14 protein-coding genes and 5 tRNA genes are annotated in these 15,176 nt (G+C 63.3%); 18 read left to right on the top strand and 1 reads right to left on the bottom strand.

Going from position 1 to position 15,176, the window contains the following annotated elements; translation table 11 throughout:
* Positions 1-125: 125 nt before the first annotated feature.
* The 3 genes from QVN30_RS00005 (at position 126) to ispD (ending at position 4,754) form a co-directional block, all read left to right on the top strand.
* Positions 126-2,750, top strand: a complete 2,625-nt coding sequence (locus QVN30_RS00005; protein WP_289834959.1) for an ATP-dependent Clp protease ATP-binding subunit — start codon at positions 126-128, stop codon at positions 2,748-2,750.
* Between the two features lie 269 nt (positions 2,751-3,019).
* Positions 3,020-4,054, top strand: a complete 1,035-nt coding sequence (disA, locus tag QVN30_RS00010) for a DNA integrity scanning diadenylate cyclase DisA (protein WP_411431520.1) — start codon at positions 3,020-3,022, stop codon at positions 4,052-4,054.
* A 1-nt stretch (position 4,055) separates the two neighbouring features.
* Positions 4,056-4,754, top strand: a complete 699-nt coding sequence (gene ispD, locus QVN30_RS00015) for a 2-C-methyl-D-erythritol 4-phosphate cytidylyltransferase (RefSeq protein ID WP_289834960.1) — start codon at positions 4,056-4,058, stop codon at positions 4,752-4,754.
* 87 nt (positions 4,755-4,841) lie between these two features.
* On the opposite strand, the gene QVN30_RS00020 is transcribed toward ispD, so the two are convergent.
* Positions 4,842-5,564, bottom strand: coding sequence for a gamma-glutamyl-gamma-aminobutyrate hydrolase family protein (locus QVN30_RS00020; RefSeq protein ID WP_289834961.1), 723 nt, complete (start codon positions 5,562-5,564; stop codon positions 4,842-4,844).
* A 386-nt stretch (positions 5,565-5,950) separates the two neighbouring features.
* Here QVN30_RS00020 and ispF point away from each other — a divergent pair, with 386 nt between their 5' ends.
* The 15 genes from ispF (at position 5,951) to rplA (ending at position 15,042) form a co-directional block, all read left to right on the top strand.
* Entirely contained in the window at positions 5,951-6,457 is a 507-nt protein-coding gene (ispF, locus tag QVN30_RS00025; protein ID WP_087201531.1) for a 2-C-methyl-D-erythritol 2,4-cyclodiphosphate synthase, read from the top strand.
* Positions 6,458-6,571: 114 nt separating this feature from the next.
* Positions 6,572-8,038 (top strand): cysteine--tRNA ligase, encoded by a 1,467-nt coding sequence (gene cysS / locus QVN30_RS00030; RefSeq protein WP_289820336.1) that lies wholly within the window; start codon positions 6,572-6,574, stop codon positions 8,036-8,038.
* Positions 8,039-8,226: 188 nt separating this feature from the next.
* Positions 8,227-9,186, top strand: coding sequence for a 23S rRNA (guanosine(2251)-2'-O)-methyltransferase RlmB (gene rlmB, locus QVN30_RS00035; RefSeq protein WP_289834962.1), 960 nt, complete (start codon positions 8,227-8,229; stop codon positions 9,184-9,186).
* A gap of 3 nt (positions 9,187-9,189) precedes the next feature.
* Positions 9,190-9,876 (top strand): NYN domain-containing protein, encoded by a 687-nt coding sequence (locus QVN30_RS00040; protein WP_204540801.1) that lies wholly within the window; start codon positions 9,190-9,192, stop codon positions 9,874-9,876.
* 76 nt (positions 9,877-9,952) lie between these two features.
* Positions 9,953-10,027: transfer RNA gene (locus QVN30_RS00045), tRNA-Thr, on the top strand.
* Between the two features lie 654 nt (positions 10,028-10,681).
* Positions 10,682-10,763: transfer RNA gene (locus QVN30_RS00050), tRNA-Tyr, on the top strand.
* Between the two features lie 9 nt (positions 10,764-10,772).
* Positions 10,773-10,848: transfer RNA gene (locus QVN30_RS00055), tRNA-Thr, on the top strand.
* 4 nt (positions 10,849-10,852) lie between these two features.
* A tRNA-Met gene (locus QVN30_RS00060) sits at positions 10,853-10,926 on the top strand.
* Between the two features lie 91 nt (positions 10,927-11,017).
* On the top strand, positions 11,018-12,208 hold the full coding sequence (gene tuf, locus QVN30_RS00065) for an elongation factor Tu (RefSeq protein WP_066829724.1): 1,191 nt from the start codon (positions 11,018-11,020) through the stop codon (positions 12,206-12,208).
* Between the two features lie 205 nt (positions 12,209-12,413).
* Positions 12,414-12,563 (top strand): 50S ribosomal protein L33, encoded by a 150-nt coding sequence (gene rpmG, locus QVN30_RS00070; protein WP_079989048.1) that lies wholly within the window; start codon positions 12,414-12,416, stop codon positions 12,561-12,563.
* A 12-nt stretch (positions 12,564-12,575) separates the two neighbouring features.
* A tRNA-Trp gene (locus QVN30_RS00075) sits at positions 12,576-12,651 on the top strand.
* A gap of 75 nt (positions 12,652-12,726) precedes the next feature.
* Entirely contained in the window at positions 12,727-13,137 is a 411-nt protein-coding gene (secE, locus tag QVN30_RS00080) for a preprotein translocase subunit SecE (RefSeq protein ID WP_087201537.1), read from the top strand.
* Between the two features lie 3 nt (positions 13,138-13,140).
* Positions 13,141-13,677 carry a transcription termination/antitermination protein NusG gene (nusG, locus tag QVN30_RS00085; RefSeq protein ID WP_066829720.1) on the top strand — a complete coding sequence of 179 codons (537 nt, stop codon included), beginning with the start codon at positions 13,141-13,143 and terminating at the stop codon, positions 13,675-13,677.
* A gap of 119 nt (positions 13,678-13,796) precedes the next feature.
* Positions 13,797-14,228, top strand: coding sequence for a 50S ribosomal protein L11 (rplK, locus tag QVN30_RS00090; RefSeq protein ID WP_066829718.1), 432 nt, complete (start codon positions 13,797-13,799; stop codon positions 14,226-14,228).
* Between the two features lie 106 nt (positions 14,229-14,334).
* The gene (rplA, locus tag QVN30_RS00095) at positions 14,335-15,042 is read left to right on the top strand and encodes a 50S ribosomal protein L1 (RefSeq protein ID WP_066829712.1); all 708 of its coding nucleotides are present in this window, start codon (positions 14,335-14,337) and stop codon (positions 15,040-15,042) included.
* The last annotated feature ends 134 nt before the right edge of the window (positions 15,043-15,176 follow it).

Here is a 15,176-nt window from a genome sequence, read left to right on the forward strand (position 1 = left end):
TCGAGGAGTTTTTAGCCGGTGTTTCCGCGGGCTTCTTTTAAAATTTCACGTTTCGGTTAAGATAGTGCAACTTTGGGTACCACACTGGTCGAACGAACAAGTGTTAGCACGTAAGAGGTATTCGCATGCTAGATCGATTCACCGACCGTGCGCGGCGCGTCATGTCCTTGGCCAAGGAGGAAGCGCTGGCACAGAATTCCACGAAGGTGGGCACCGAGCACCTGCTGCTCGCGCTCGCCAAGGAGCAGGAGGGCATTGCCGCGGAGGCGCTGCGCTCCCTCGATATCAGCTACGACGACATCTTGACGCAGCTCAAGGAGATCCGCACCACGGTTCCCGATGAGGAGCAGCCCGCGGAGGCCGCCAAGCTCGCGTTCACCCCGCGCGTCATCTCGGTCATGGAGCGCTCCTTCCGCCTGGCGCGCGAGAACAACCAGACCTACGTGTCGACCGAGCACCTGCTGCTCGGCGTGGTCGACGAGAGCGACGGCATGGGCATGGACATCCTCCAGCGCCTGGGCGTGTCCGCGGCCGCGGTGCGCGGCGCGGTGGACAAGCTCACGTCGAAGGACCAGGGGCGCAAACGCCCCATGGCGGGCTCGGCATCCGGTCGTCCCGGCGCGGGCCTGCCGTTCTTCTCGGGCGAGTCGGCGCGCGCCGACGACGCGAACGCCAGCACGCTCGCCCAGTTCGGCACGAACCTCACCGCGCAGGCGCGCGAGGGCAAACTCGACCCGGTCATCGGGCGCGAGAAGGAGATCTCCCGCATGATGGAGATCCTTTCCCGCCGCACCAAGAACAACCCCTTGATCCTGGGCGATCCGGGCGTTGGCAAAACGGCCATCGTCGAGGGTCTGGCCCAGCAGATCGCTTCGGGCGACGTGCCGGAGAACCTCGTCAACATGAACATCTGGACGCTCGACCTGCCGGGCCTTGTCGCGGGCGCCAAGTACCGCGGCGAGTTCGAGGAGCGCCTGAAGAACGTCATCCAGGAGGCCACCGAGGCCGACGACATCATCCTGTTCATCGATGAGATGCACACGCTGATTGGCGCCGGCTCCGCCGAGGGCTCCATCGACGCGAGCTCCATGCTCAAGCCGGTGCTCGCGCGCGGCTCGTTCCAGATCATCGGAGCGACCACGGCCGAAGAGTTCCGCAAGTACCTCACCAAGGACCCCGCGTTTGAGCGCCGCTTCCAGCCGATCGACGTCGAGGAGCCGAGCGTCGAGGACACCATCAAGATCCTGAACGCCTTGCTGCCCCGCTACGAGGAGCACCACCACGTGCGCTACACGCCTGCGGCGGTCGAGGCGGCGGCCAACCTGTCGTCCCGCTACATCCAGGACCGCTTCCTGCCCGATAAGGCCATCGACCTGATCGACGAGGCCGGCGCCCGCGCGCGCATCGCGGCCAATCGCGCCCCCGAGCCGGTTCGCACCGCCGAGGCGCACGTCGGAGAGCTCAAGGCGGCGGTCGAGGCGGCCACGAAGGACGACGACATGAACCGCGCCGCCGAGCTCAAGGAGCAGCAGCATGCCGCCGAGATCGAGCTGTCCGAGGCCCGTGCCGCCTGGAACGCCGAGATGGATGCGAGCCCGCTTGCCATCGACGTGCCGCAGATCGCCGACATCGTGTCCGCGACCTCGGGCGTGCCGGTGTCCTCGCTGACCGAGGACGAGTCCCGTCGCCTGCTCGCCTGCGAGGACGTGCTCAAGACCCGCATCATCGGCCAGGACGAGGCGGTGCACGCGGTGGCCAAGGCAATCCGCCGCTCGCGCTCGCCGCTCAAGGACCCGCGCCGCCCGGGCGGCTCGTTCATCTTCCTCGGCCCCACGGGCACGGGCAAGACCGAGCTCGCCAAGACGCTCGCCGAGTACCTGTTCGGCAGCAAGGACGCGCTGATCAGCTTCGACATGAGCGAGTTCGCCAGCGAGTACGAGGTCTCCAAGCTCATCGGTAGCCCTCCGGGATACGTGGGCCACGAGGAGGGCGGCCAGCTCACCAAGGCCGTGCGCCGGCATCCGTACTCCGTCGTGCTGTTCGATGAGATCGAGAAGGCACACCCGGACATCTTCAACGTGCTGCTGCAGGTGCTCGACGAGGGCCGTCTGACCGATGGCCAGGGCAAGACCGTCGACTTCCGCAACACCGTGATCATCATGACGTCCAACGTGGGCGCGCGCGAGATCGCGCAGGACGCGAGCGTGGGCTTTGGCACCACCGGCGAGACCGGGCTTTCCGCCAAGGAGATCAAGAGCCGCGCCATGGGCGAGCTCAAGCGCCTGTTCAGGCCCGAGTTCTTGAACCGTATCGACGACATCGTGGTCTTCCAGAAGCTTGCGGGAGAGTCGCTCACCAAGATCGCCGAGCTTCTCGTGGACGACCTGCGCCAGCGCCTGATCGCCAACGGCATGAACATCGTGCTGACCGATGCCGCCATCGCCAAGATCGTGGCCGAGGGCACCGACCTCACCAACGGCGCCCGTCCGCTGCGCCGCGCCATCCAGCGCCTCATCGAGGATCCTTTGAGCGAGGAGCTGCTGGCGGGCGAGTGGCGCGAGGGAGACACGGTGCTCACCGATGTCGTGGATGACGAGTTCGTCTTCAGCCACGGCACGGGCGAGATTCCGGCTCCGCGGGCGACCGGCGTGCTGGGCGCGTCGTTCGAGTCCGCGCCGCGTAGCGGCTCGGCGGGCGCCCGGAACTCCTCGGGCACCGCACGGCAGCTGGGCGCCGGAGCGCGCTCGTAGGGTCCAGGGACCGGCCCGTACCCTCTTCATAATCCCGAATAGGGTGACCTATCGAACGGCGTCCGCCATCGCGGGCGCCGTTTTCGTTGCGGAGCGCGTCAGTGCGCGGATGTGGTCGGCGGTCTGCAGCGACCTTGGCGGTGACATTTTTCTGTTTAACTTTGTAAAACGTTGTCGCAAAGCGGTGGTATCCATGAGAAAATATTTGCATGACTGAGAATGCGAGCAGATGGAGTAGCACATTGGATAAAAACGAGATTCAAAAGCGCATGGACCAGGCCATCAGACTGACCGCTCCCGGTCAGCCCATCAGGACCGCCCTCGACATGATCATCGCCGGGCATCTCGGCGCCCTGATCTGCGTCGGCGATACCGAAAACGTGCTCGCCGCCGGCAACGACGGCTTTCCGCTGAACATCTCGTTTACCTCCAACCGCCTGTTCGAGCTTTCCAAGATGGACGGCGCGGTCGTGATCGACGAGGATCTGTCGCATATCCTGCGCGCCAACTTCCACCTCAATCCGGATTCCTCCATCACCACGAGCGAGACGGGCATGCGCCATCGCACGGCCGCCCGCATGAGCGTGCTGACCGACGCCATCATGATCTCGGTGTCGTCCCGCCGTTCGGTGGTGAACGTCTACGTCAAGGGCAAGGCCTACGAGATCCAGCCCGTCGGCATCATCATGAGCTCGGTCAACCAGCTCATCGCCACGCTGCAGACCACGCGCGCCTCGCTCGACAAATCGCTGGTCCGTCTGACCGCCCTTGAGCTGGACGACTACGTCACGCTCGCCGACATCACCGGCATCTTCTCGAGCTTCGAGATCATGCAGCAGGCCAAAGAGGAGCTTCGCAGCTGCATCGTCAAGCTCGGCAACCAGGGCAAGCTGGTCCAGATGCAGATGGAGCAGCTCGCCGGCGAGAGCATGGATACCGAATACGACCTCATGATCCGCGACTACGCGAGCGATTCGTCGGAGGAGAACGCGCGACGCATCCGCGAGCGCTTCAGCTCCATGACGCCCGAGGAGCTCTCCAATCCCGCGCGCGTCGCCGACGCGCTCGGTTTCGACGACCTGGATGAGGACTCCGTCATGACGCCGCTCGGCCTGCGCACTCTCTCGCGCGTGTCGGTGGTGCGCGACGGTGTGGCCGAGAAGATCGTCGACGAATACGGCTCGCTGCAGGAGCTCATGGGCGATATCCAGAAAGACCCCGAGCGCCTGGGCGACTTCGGCGTCAACAACCCCGCGATCCTGGCCGATTCCCTGGCGCGCATGCAGGGCAAGCAGGGTGCCTGACATGGGCGACGTGTGCGCGGTCATCGTTGCCGGCGGATCGGGGCAGCGTTTCGGCAACCCCGGCGGCAAGCAGCTCATCGATGCCGCGGGACGTCCGCTCATGACCTGGTCGCTTCTGGCGTTTGACGCCGCGCCCTCGGTCGGCCATATCGTGGTGGTCTGCCCGGCTGAGCGCACCGAGGAGGTGCGCCGCCGCGCGGTCGATCCGTTCGACCTCACGGTGCCCGTGAGTTTTGCCCCCGCGGGCGACACCAGGCAGGATTCCACGCGCTCTGGTCTGGCGGAGGTGCCAAAGACCTGTGATTTCGTGGCGATCCATGATGGCGCACGCCCCCTCATCACCCCAGAGGTTATCGAAGGCGCGGTGCGCGTCCTGCGTGAGGACCCCGAGCTCGACGGCGTGGTGTGCGGACAGCCCGCCGTCGACACGCTCAAGCTCGTCGAAGACGGAATGATTCTCGACACGCCCGATCGAAGCCGCTTCTGGACCGTGCAGACGCCCCAGATCTTCCGCGTCGAGGCGCTCCGCCGTGCCGAGGACGCCGTGCGCGCGGAGGGCTTCGTGGGCACTGATGACGCATCGATTGTCGAGCGCGCCGGCGGCCGCGTCCGCTGCGTCGAGGCCCCGCGCGACAACCTGAAGGTCACGTTGCCCGAAGACCTGCCCTTGGTTGAATTCCTGCTGCGCTCCCGCGGCTGACAAATGGGTTGTTTGGGGACGGGTTCGTTTCAACCCATCCCGCCGTCCCGGTTCGACGCTTTTTCATGAACGCCGTCTAGTGCTCCCTTAACCTTGTGCGCGCTCCACGAGGTCGGTAAACAGTCCGAGCATGCGCGGTTCGCTTTCGAGCAGCTCTTCAGGGTGCCATTGGACCAAAACGATCTGGCCGTCTGCAGATTCCAGTGCTTCGGGGATGCCGTCTGAGGTACGGGCGATCACGGAAAGACCGCGTCCCGCTTCTTTGACGCATTGGTGGTGGAGGGTGTTGGTGTACAGCGAGGTGGTACCGAGGATGCGTGCCACGCGGCTTGCAGCGTCGATGTCGATGCGGTGCATCAGGTAGTCGCGGTTTTGCTTCTGGGCATGCAGCAGATGCCGGGGGTTCGCGTAAGCGAGGTCTTGGTACAGACTGCCTCCCAGGGCGACGTTGGCGAGCTGCAGGCCGCGGCAGATGCCGAGTAAGGGAAGGCCCAACTCGAGGGCACGCATGCAGGCCGTCATCCAAAGTCGGTCGGTGTGCAGGTCGACTTCGCCCAGCTCGGGCAGGGGATCTTCGTGGTAGAGACGCGGATCGACGTCGATGCCTCCCGGCAGGAGCAATCCCTGGCAGCAGGCGAGAAGCCTGTCCACGTCATCGATGCCCGTCGTGGCGGGGATGAGCAGCGGGATGCCGCCGCCTCGCTGGACGGCCGCACAGTACGCGGCATTGGTGAAGTCGCGCATGACGGGGACGTTTCCGCTCGCGTCGATCGTGCGCATGCCGAGAATGCCGATGATCGGCCGATCCATAGGGCTCTCCTTTGGCGGTTGAGTGCAACAAGCCAAGCCGAGCTCTCGCGTCGGTTGGCCGCGCACCATGGTAGCAAGTTTGGTGTGCGATGTGGGTGCGATGGGCAGTGGTATTGCCGCACCCCGCCATCGCTCGCTTTTCATGAAAAAGTGCGATGTCAGAAATCGCTTTCCTGGGCAAACGCCGAAAACGGTGTCCTTCGTTCATGAAAAACCGGGGAGCTGAAGTTCGGTCAGTCCAGGCTGCACCGGCTGCGAGCGACCGGTGTGAAAGCGAGCGGTCGATGTCCCATGCAATCGCGGTCTCACTCGGGGCCTTCCGGCAAACCTTCGCCTGCTGAGGTATGATGCTGGCAACGCAAACCGAGCAGGAAGGCAATCGCGCCATGCAGCAGCCCGCACTTCGCATAGGACACGGCTACGATGTTCACCGTCTGGTGGAAGGACGCCGCTGCATCATCGGTGGCGTGGACATCCCGTACGAGAAGGGCCTGCTCGGCCATTCGGACGCCGACGTGCTCGCTCACGCGCTGGCAGACGCGATTCTCGGCGCCTGCCGAGGAGGCGACATCGGGAAGCTGTTCCCCGACACGGATCCCGCGTACGAGGGCGCGGACTCGCTTGTGCTGCTTTCGCGCGTCATGGAGTTCGCACGCGAGCGCGGCTACGAATTCGTCGATGCCGACTGCACCATTGCGGCGCAGGCGCCCAAGATCACGCCGCATCGCGACGCGATGCGCGCCAACCTCGCCCGCGCGCTCGGCGTCGATGTCGAGCAGGTGGGCGTGAAGGCGACGACCACCGAGAAGCTTGGCTGGGAAGGCGAGGGTGCCGGCATCGGTGCCTGGGCCGTGTGCCTGCTCGAGCGATGTAGCTCCCGCGATCGGGCCTAGGAGCCGGCGCATCGTCCGCCCCGAAGACCCCATCTCCGACCGACCGCACGACGGACGGGCGAGGTGCCGCATCGCGCCTCGCCGTCTTTGGACCTCCCTGAGAGGATGTTTGCCATGAAGATCTACAACAGCAAGACCCATACCAAAGAAGAGTTCCAGCCCATCGAGGCGGGCAAGGTGCGCATGTACGTGTGCGGCCCCACCGTCTACGACAACATCCACATCGGCAACGCGCGCACGTTCATCTCCTTCGACGTCATCCGCCGCTGGCTGATCGCCTCCGGGTTCGAGGTCACGTTCGCGCAGAACCTCACCGATGTGGACGACAAGATCATCAACCGCGCGAACGAGCAGGGCCGTACGGCCGAGGACGTGGCGAGCGAGTTCTCCGAGAAGTTCATCGCGGTCATGCACAAGGCCAACGTGATGGATCCCGACATCCGTCCGCGCGCCACCAAGGAGATCGGCCCCATGATCGGCATGATCAAGACGCTCATCGAGCAGGGTCACGCCTATGCGGCCGATAACGGCGACGTGTACTTCGCGGTCCGTAGCGATCCCAGCTACGGCGAGGTTTCCGGTCGCAAGATCGACGACCTGATGGTCGGCGCGCGCATCGAGGAGAACGAGGACAAGAACGATCCGCTGGACTTCGCCCTGTGGAAGGCCGCCAAGCCGGGCGAGCCCATGTGGAACTCCCCGTGGGGCAAGGGGCGCCCCGGCTGGCATACCGAGTGCGCCGCGATGGTGCACCGCTACCTGGGCACGCCGATCGATATCCACGGCGGCGGCTCCGACCTCGCCTTCCCGCATCATGAGAACGAGTGCGCGCAGGCCTCGTGCGCGTGGCATCAGGGTTTTGCCAACACCTGGATGCACACGGGCATGCTGCTCGTGGACGGCGAGAAGATGTCGAAGTCGCTCGGTAACTTCTTCACGCTCGAGGAGGTGCTCGAGAAGCACTCCGCGGCGGCGCTTCGCCTGCTCATGCTGCAGACGCACTACCGCAGCCCGCTCGACTTCAGCTGGGAGCGTCTCGAGGGCGCGGAGAACTCGCTCGCGCGCATCGCGGGAACGGTGAACAACCTCAAGTGGGCTGCCGACCACGCGGAGGGCGAGGCGGACGCCCAGCGTGCGGCCGCGCTCGTCGCCGCGACTGAGAGGGCTTCCGCGGAGTTCGAGTCCTGCATGAACGACGATTTCAACACTGCCGGCGCGCTCGCTGCGTACTTCCAGTTGGTGACGGAGGCGAACACCTATCTCGACCAGGCCGGCTCCGCCGTGGACGAGGAGGCGGCGACCGTGTGCGCCGTGTCCATCGCGGGCGCGTTTGCGATCTTGGGCATCGAGCTGCCGAAGCCGGAAGAGGAGCTGCCGGTTGGCCTGCTCGGCGTCGCCGCCGGGCTTGTCGGCTATACGGGTGATGACGTCGACGAGGCCGCGGAGAAGATCCTTGCCGCCCGTGCCGAGGCGCGCGCAGCCAAGAACTGGGAGCTTGCCGACGCGATTCGCGATCAGCTTCGCGACATGGGCCTCATGATCGAGGACACCGCCGCGGGATCGCGCATCAAGCACCTCTAGCGCCACCTTTTGGGACGGGGCCATCTTTAATCATCTGCGAGCAGGGGTTTCGATTGCGAAGCCCCTGCCGTCCTTTTAGGGCTCCGACGTCGTTCCCAACCGTGGAACATCTGCGCAACGTGCCGGCGTCGAGGACGTCTCATCTATACTGCAAGGTCGAATAACGATGAGAGTCAGATGGGAGCCGCATGGCACGACAGCAGAACAACAAGGGACAGCGCCCCGAGGCTCGCGGAGGGCGCGGTGCGAACCGCAAGGGGCCCGAAAGGCAGCGCGAGGCCGCTGGGCGACAGCGCCCGGGCGGACGCAGCCAGACGCATCCCGGCAAGGGCGGCCAGCGCTCCGGGGGAGCGACGCGCCCTGCTCGCGCGGCCCAGCCCGCCCATGCACCGGAGGGCTCGTATCTCGAAGGCCGCCGCGCAGCCATCGAGGCGCTGCGCACGGGTTATCCCGTCAAGCGCGCGCTGGTTGCGGAGAGCTCGAGTAAAGACGTCGTCCTGACGCAGATCATCGAGGCGTTGCGCTCGGTGAACGCGCCTGTCAGCTACGTTGCCCGCGAGCAGCTCGATGCCATCTCGAGCCATGGCGCGCATCAGGGCATCGTGCTCGAGGTCGGATCGTACCCGTATGCCGACCTGTCGGACATCATCGCGCGCGCCGGCGACGGTCCGGCGCTGGTGCTCGTGCTCGACCATGTGACCGACGCGGGCAACTTCGGCGCAATCGTGCGCTCGGCCGAGGTCGTCGGCGCCGCGGGCGTCGTCATCGCGAACAAGCGCGCCGCCGAGGTCACGGTTGCGACCTATAAGACGAGCGCGGGCGCGGTCATGCATCTGCCGATCGCCCAGGTTCCCAACATCGCGCGTGCGCTCGAGGACCTCAAGGAGGCCGGTTTTTGGGCGTGCGGCGCTTCCGAACACGCCGAGCAGGTGTGCTGGGACGCTCCGCTCGAGGGCCGGGTCGCGCTCGTCATGGGCTCAGAGGGCGAGGGCATCTCCCGCCTGGTGCTCCAGACGTGCGATTTCCTGACCAAGCTCCCCCAGCGCGGCGAGACCGAGAGCCTGAATGTCGCCCAGGCGGCGACGGCTCTCAGCTTCGAGTGGATGCGCCGCAACCGCGCCGTGCTCGTCGACGGGGCGGGCGAGTAGCCCATGACCAAGAAGAACCGGGCCAAGGCCAAGGCGAAGCGCTTCGGCGAGGGATCGGCGCAAAAGTTCGTCGATGCGAGCACCTACGGCGTGGGTAACGCGTTCGCCTCGGCATTCTCGACGCCCGATGTGCCGCGCGGGTCGAACGTGAGCGGGAAGCGCGAGCTTCTGGTCGTGGACGGCTACAACGTCATCCATGCGACGCCGCGCTACGAGCAGCTTATCTTCGACAAGTCGGACGACCCCTATTCGCACGATGTGTACGACCGCGCGCGCACGGCGCTGATCGCCGACGTCGCGGCGTTCGCCGGCCGCCGCTACGAACCGGTCATCGTGTTCGACGGCGCCGGCAATGTTTCGGCCGACCGGCCCAATCTGCCGCAGGCGGGCGTGCGCATCGAGTTCTCTCCCACGGGCGTATCGGCCGACACGGTGGTTCAGCAGCTGTGCACCGATGCCCGCGAGGCGGGCCGTGCGTGCACGGTGGTCACCAGCGACGGCACGATTCAGGCGACCGTGATGGGGAAGGGCGTGGCGCGCATCTCGGCCCGCATCTTCGTGGAGGAGCTTCGTCACGTCGACGAGGATGTGCGCGAGGCGGAGGAGGCTCCCAAGATCAAGATGACGCTGGGCAGCCGTCTTTCGCCTGAAACCCTGGAGAAGCTGCGGGCGTTCAAGGCGACCCGATAGGGAATGTCGCGGCGCTCTTGCCCCTGATGGTCGCTTTCAGTATCCTGTAAGGGCTTCACGCGCAAGCGCCAAGCGTGCCAGCGTGGCTCAACGGTAGAGCAAATGATTTGTAATCATTGGGTTGCGGGTTCGATTCCTGTCGCTGGCTCCATAGAAAACAGCAGGTCAGACACGGTAAATGGTCTGGCCTGTTTCTTTTTGTTGCCAGTATTAATAAGAAGTGCCAGTAAATCGCCAGTAAATATGGTGAAGTGGGCGCGAAAAGATCCCTGTCGCTGCATTCCATTCGCATCAAGTCATGAAACGGTCATGAACCAGTCATGAAATCGAGGCGGACACGGAACGCTGAACCTACGTCGGGGGAGCTCGAAGATCGAAGCCGGGCTTACCGGTCGGTCGAGCGTCCCTCTGTCACTTGTGCCCATCCCTAATGGCAGGGGGCAGGCCGTGGGAGACGGGCGCGGGCGACGGGATGGGTTGAAATGAACCCGTCCCCAAACAACCCATCCCAGGCGCAGAAGCAGAAGGGGTGTCCCCAGTTTGTAAAAGTGCAAGCGGAAGGTACGTCCCCAATTTGCACAAGCGGAAGGTACGTCCCCAATTTGCACTTGTCAGGAATCCTGCATCTTCACAAGCTCACCATGATAAAGTGCCGCTAAAACCGCAGGTCAACGCCTATGTGGCACAAATGGGATACGCCCGGTGGCGTGTATTAAGCAACTTTGCGTTGACATCCGGCCCCCGAGCGTCGTAATATCCTTCCTGCGCAACGGAGCGGCCAGCCGTTCCGAGCGCGTGAACACATGGGAGTTTGCCCGAGTGGTTAATGGGGACGGGCTGTAAACCCGTTGGCTATGCCTACATAGGTTCGAATCCTATAGCTCCCACCCGTTCACGCCTGTGTAGCTCAGTCGGTAGAGCACCTCGTTGGTAACGAGGAGGTCACCGGTTCAAGTCCGGTCGCAGGCTCCAGTACGGCGGTGTAGCTCAGCTGGTTAGAGCACACGGTTCATACCCGTGGCGTCACTGGTTCGAATCCAGTCACCGCTACCCAGGTAACACGGTGGCTTTCCTATATACTAGGGGAGCCACTAAGTTTATTGGTACGTCCCGCCGGGGACACCTTTAAGGAGGAGGCTTCATGGCCAAGGAAAAGTTCGAGCGCACTAAGCCGCATGTTAACATCGGCACCATCGGTCACGTTGACCACGGCAAGACCACGCTGACGGCTGCCATCACCAAGGTTCTCTCCGAGACCGAGGGCTGCAAGGCCGACTTCACCGCGTTCGAGAACATCGACAAGGCTCCCGAGGAGCGCGAGCGCGGCATCACCATCTCCGTCGCTCACGTCGAGTACGAGACCGCTACGCGTCACTACGCTCACGTCGACTGCCCCGGCCACGCTGACTACATCAAGAACATGATCTCCGGTGCTGCTCAGATGGACGGCGCTATCCTGGTCATCGCTGCCACCGACGGCCCCATGGCCCAGACCCGCGAGCACATCCTGCTCGCCCGTCAGGTCGGCGTGCCCTACATCGTCGTGTTCCTGAACAAGTGCGACATGGTTGACGACGAGGAGCTTATCGACCTCGTCGAGATGGAGACCCGTGAGCTCCTCTCCGAGTACGACTTCCCCGGCGACGACATCCCCGTTGTCCGCGGCTCCGCTCTGGGCGCCCTCAACGGCGAGGAGAAGTGGATGGATTCCGTCCGCGAGCTCATGAAGGCTGTTGACGAGTACATCCCGACCCCCGAGCGCGACGACGCCAAGCCGTTCCTGATGGCTGTCGAGGACGTCATGACCATCTCCGGCCGTGGTACCGTTGCTACCGGTCGTGTCGAGCGCGGTCAGCTCAAGCTCAACGAGCCCGTCGAGATCGTCGGCATCAAGGAGACCCAGTCCACCGTTGCTACCGGCATCGAGATGTTCCGCAAGACCATGGACTTCTGCGAGGCTGGCGACAACGTCGGCATCCTGCTGCGCGGCATCAAGCGTGAGCAGATCGAGCGCGGCCAGGTTCTCTGCAAGCCCGGTTCGGTTCACCCGCACACCAAGTTCACCGGCGAGGTCTACGTCCTCACCAAGGAGGAGGGCGGCCGTCACACCCCGTTCTTCGATGGTTACCGTCCGCAGTTCTACTTCCGTACCACTGACGTGACCGGCTCCGTCAAGCTGCCCGAGGGCACCGAGATGGCCATGCCTGGTGACCACATCACCATCGAGGGCGACCTCATTCACCCGATCGCCATGGAGGAGGGCCTGCGCTTCGCTATCCGCGAGGGTGGCCACACCGTTGGCTCCGGCGTCGTCAGCACCATCATCGAGTAACTTCGGTTAGTCGTAGCTGATTTGCTTCTTGAACCCGGCTCCTTTTCGGGGGAGCCGGGTTTTTCTTGTCTACTCCTTTGTACAGGTTGTGTAACGAATTTGCAGATATCCACCAGATTTCAAAGGAGCATTGACACACTTCCGTATCTGCGGTTAAATGTTCCACCGTGCCCGCAGGGGACGGTAAATGGAGGTTATTAGATACATGCGTACTCTCGTTACACTTGCCTGCACCGAGTGCAAGCGTCGCAACTATACGACGACCAAGAACAAGGCAAACATGCCTGATCGCATGGAGATCAAGAAGTATTGCCCCTGGTGCCGTCGTCACACCGTGCACAAAGAGACTCGCTAGTCTCACGTACATACGCCAGTAGTTCAATTGGTAGAGCATCGGTCTCCAAAACCGAGTGTTGAGGGTTCGAGTCCTTCCTGGCGTGCCAGTTTGTAATCCGTAAGCCTCCTTGTGAGGCTTACGGTTTCTAATGTCTAGGTGGTTTAGGCCGGAGGTAAACGTCATGGCCAACAAGAAGTCCAAGAAGAAGAGCAACCAGGCTTCTCCTGCTGCTTCTAAGGCCCAGCCTGCGCAGGCAGCCGGCAAGAAGGCGGATGCCAAGAAGGCCGCTCCTCAGAAGGAGGAGAAGAAGTCTCTCTTCAAGAAGGGCGAGAAGGCCCCTGAGACGTCGAAGAAGGCTTCCAAGAAGACCACCAAGGCCAAGAACGCCAAGCCGGGTATCATCGCCCGTGCAAAGAAGTACCTTGGCTCCATCCGCTCCGAGATGAAGCGCGTTGTGTGGCCGTCCAAGAAGGAGCTCATCAACTACTCCGTGGCGGTCGTCGTTTCGCTCGTTGTCGTTGGTATCGTGATCGCCGTCCTCGATGTTGTCATCGGTGAGGGCCTTCTGCTCTTGTCGGGACTGAGGGGGTAGTTCATGTCTAAGCGTTGGTACGTAGTTCACACCTATTCCGGATACGAGAACCGCGTCAAGTCCGATCTCGAGCATCGCATCGAGACCATGGGCATGCAGGACCGTATCTTCAACATCGAGATTCCGGTAGAGCGCGTCACCGAGATCAAAGAGGGCGGCAAGCGCGAGACCAAGGATTCGAAGATCTTCCCGGGCTATGTACTGGTCCGTATGGAGATGGACGATGATGCTTGGACCTGCGTGCGCAACACCCCCGGCGTGACCGGTTTTCTGGGCGCCAACGGCAAGCCCGCTCCGCTCTCCCGCGATGAGTACAACAAGATGATGCGCAAGTCCGCCAAGGGCGGCGCTCCCAAGCGCACGTCGGTCGCCATCGAGGTCGGTACGGCCGTCAAGGTCATCTCCGGTCCTCTGGCCGATTTCGACGGCAAGGTGTCCGAGGTCAACGCCGAGTCCGGCAAGGTCAAGGTCACGCTGCTCATCTTCGGCCGCGAGACGCCGGTCGAGCTTTCGTTCGACCAGATCACGGTCATCGGTTAGGTTGTCCGTTCGCGCGTGCACGCTTCGTCATCCGGCCGCTCACCGGATGGTGTGCTTCTAACGGGTTCGCGCTGACGATATAGCACTTGTTCACACGTTCGTGTTTAGGAAGGTTTGACATGGCTGAGAAGAAAGTTGCCACCGTCATCAAGCTCCAGATTCCCGCTGGCGCTGCGAACCCCGCTCCTCCCGTCGGTCCTGCCCTGGGTGCCGCTCAGGTCAACATCATGCAGTTCTGCCAGGCGTTCAACGCCGCCACGGCTGACAAGCAGGGCGACATCATCCCTGTCGAGATTACCGTCTTCGAGGATCGCTCCTTCGACTTCGTCTGCAAGACCCCTCCTGCGGCTCACCTGATCAAGAAGGAGCTCAAGCTCAAGAGCGGCTCCGCCGTTCCGCAGCGCGACAAGGTCGGCCAGCTCACGCAGGAGCAGCTCACCAAGATCGCCGAGATCAAGATGCCGGACCTCAATGCCAACGACATCGAGGCCGCCAAGAAGATCGTCGCCGGCACCGCCCGCTCCATGGGCGTCACCATCGCCGACGCGTAAGTTGTTTTCCTTGCAGGCGCGGCATTCGGTCGCGCCTGCTTTAGCGCAATAGTGCGCACATCGATGTGGGAGGGCTCGTGCCCGTTCACCACAGGAGGTAAGAATCATGGCTAAGCATGGTAAGAAGTTCCGCGCAGCTGCGGAGAAGGTCGATCGTTCTCAGCTCTACACGCCGCTTGCGGCCGTGAAGCTGGTCAAGGAGCTCGCTCCCGCCAAGTTCGACGAGACCGTTGAGGCTCACTTCCGTCTGGGCATCGACACCCGCAAGGCTGACCAGAACATCCGTGGCTCCATCTCCCTGCCTCACGGCACCGGCAAGTCCGTTCGCGTTGCCGTGTTCGCCGAGGGCGCCAAGGCTGACGAGGCTCGTGAGGCCGGTGCCGACGTCATCGGTTCCGACGAGCTGATCGCTGACATCCAGAAGGGCGAGATCAACTTCGACGCCGCCATCGCCACCCCGAACATGATGGCGAAGGTCGGCCGCATCGGTAAGATCCTCGGCCCCCGTGGCCTGATGCCGAACCCCAAGCTCGGCACCGTCACCATGGATGTCGCCAAGATGGTCAGCGAGCTCAAGGCCGGCCGCGTCGAGTATCGCGCTGACCGTTATGGCATCTGCCACGTGCCCCTGGGCAAGGTTTCCTTCGACGACCAGAAGCTCGTCGAGAACTACGCCGCTCTGTACACGGAGATCCTGCGCGTCAAGCCCGCTTCCGCTAAGGGCAAGTACGTGAAGAGCATCACGCTGACCTCCACCATGGGCCCCGGCGTCAAGGTCGACTCCGCTGTCCAGCGCAACTTCATGGAGGAGTAGCGTTTAGCGCTTTACATTTCCGGTGTTGCTGAAAGCCCGGTACCGTTCGCGGTACCGGGCTTTTTTGGTGCACTTGTGGGCAAATGGCTCCGCTTAAGAAGGTTCTTACGAAATCCTACCGTTTACCTTGCCTA

Origin of the sequence: Collinsella ihumii, from assembly GCF_030385545.1 — a bacterium.
In the GTDB taxonomy this organism is placed as follows: domain Bacteria; phylum Actinomycetota; class Coriobacteriia; order Coriobacteriales; family Coriobacteriaceae; genus Collinsella; species Collinsella ihumii.

Coding starts and splice junctions, on each gene's coding strand:
- QVN30_RS00005 (WP_289834959.1), top strand. CDS start 126: ATGCTAGATCGATTCACCGACCGTGCGCGGCGCGTCATGTCCTTGGCC.
- disA (WP_411431520.1), top strand. CDS start 3,020: ATGGACCAGGCCATCAGACTGACCGCTCCCGGTCAGCCCATCAGGACC.
- ispD (WP_289834960.1), top strand. CDS start 4,056: ATGGGCGACGTGTGCGCGGTCATCGTTGCCGGCGGATCGGGGCAGCGT.
- QVN30_RS00020 (WP_289834961.1), bottom strand. CDS start 5,564: ATGGATCGGCCGATCATCGGCATTCTCGGCATGCGCACGATCGACGCG.
- ispF (WP_087201531.1), top strand. CDS start 5,951: ATGCAGCAGCCCGCACTTCGCATAGGACACGGCTACGATGTTCACCGT.
- cysS (WP_289820336.1), top strand. CDS start 6,572: ATGAAGATCTACAACAGCAAGACCCATACCAAAGAAGAGTTCCAGCCC.
- rlmB (WP_289834962.1), top strand. CDS start 8,227: ATGGCACGACAGCAGAACAACAAGGGACAGCGCCCCGAGGCTCGCGGA.
- QVN30_RS00040 (WP_204540801.1), top strand. CDS start 9,190: ATGACCAAGAAGAACCGGGCCAAGGCCAAGGCGAAGCGCTTCGGCGAG.
- tuf (WP_066829724.1), top strand. CDS start 11,018: ATGGCCAAGGAAAAGTTCGAGCGCACTAAGCCGCATGTTAACATCGGC.
- rpmG (WP_079989048.1), top strand. CDS start 12,414: ATGCGTACTCTCGTTACACTTGCCTGCACCGAGTGCAAGCGTCGCAAC.
- secE (WP_087201537.1), top strand. CDS start 12,727: ATGGCCAACAAGAAGTCCAAGAAGAAGAGCAACCAGGCTTCTCCTGCT.
- nusG (WP_066829720.1), top strand. CDS start 13,141: ATGTCTAAGCGTTGGTACGTAGTTCACACCTATTCCGGATACGAGAAC.
- rplK (WP_066829718.1), top strand. CDS start 13,797: ATGGCTGAGAAGAAAGTTGCCACCGTCATCAAGCTCCAGATTCCCGCT.
- rplA (WP_066829712.1), top strand. CDS start 14,335: ATGGCTAAGCATGGTAAGAAGTTCCGCGCAGCTGCGGAGAAGGTCGAT.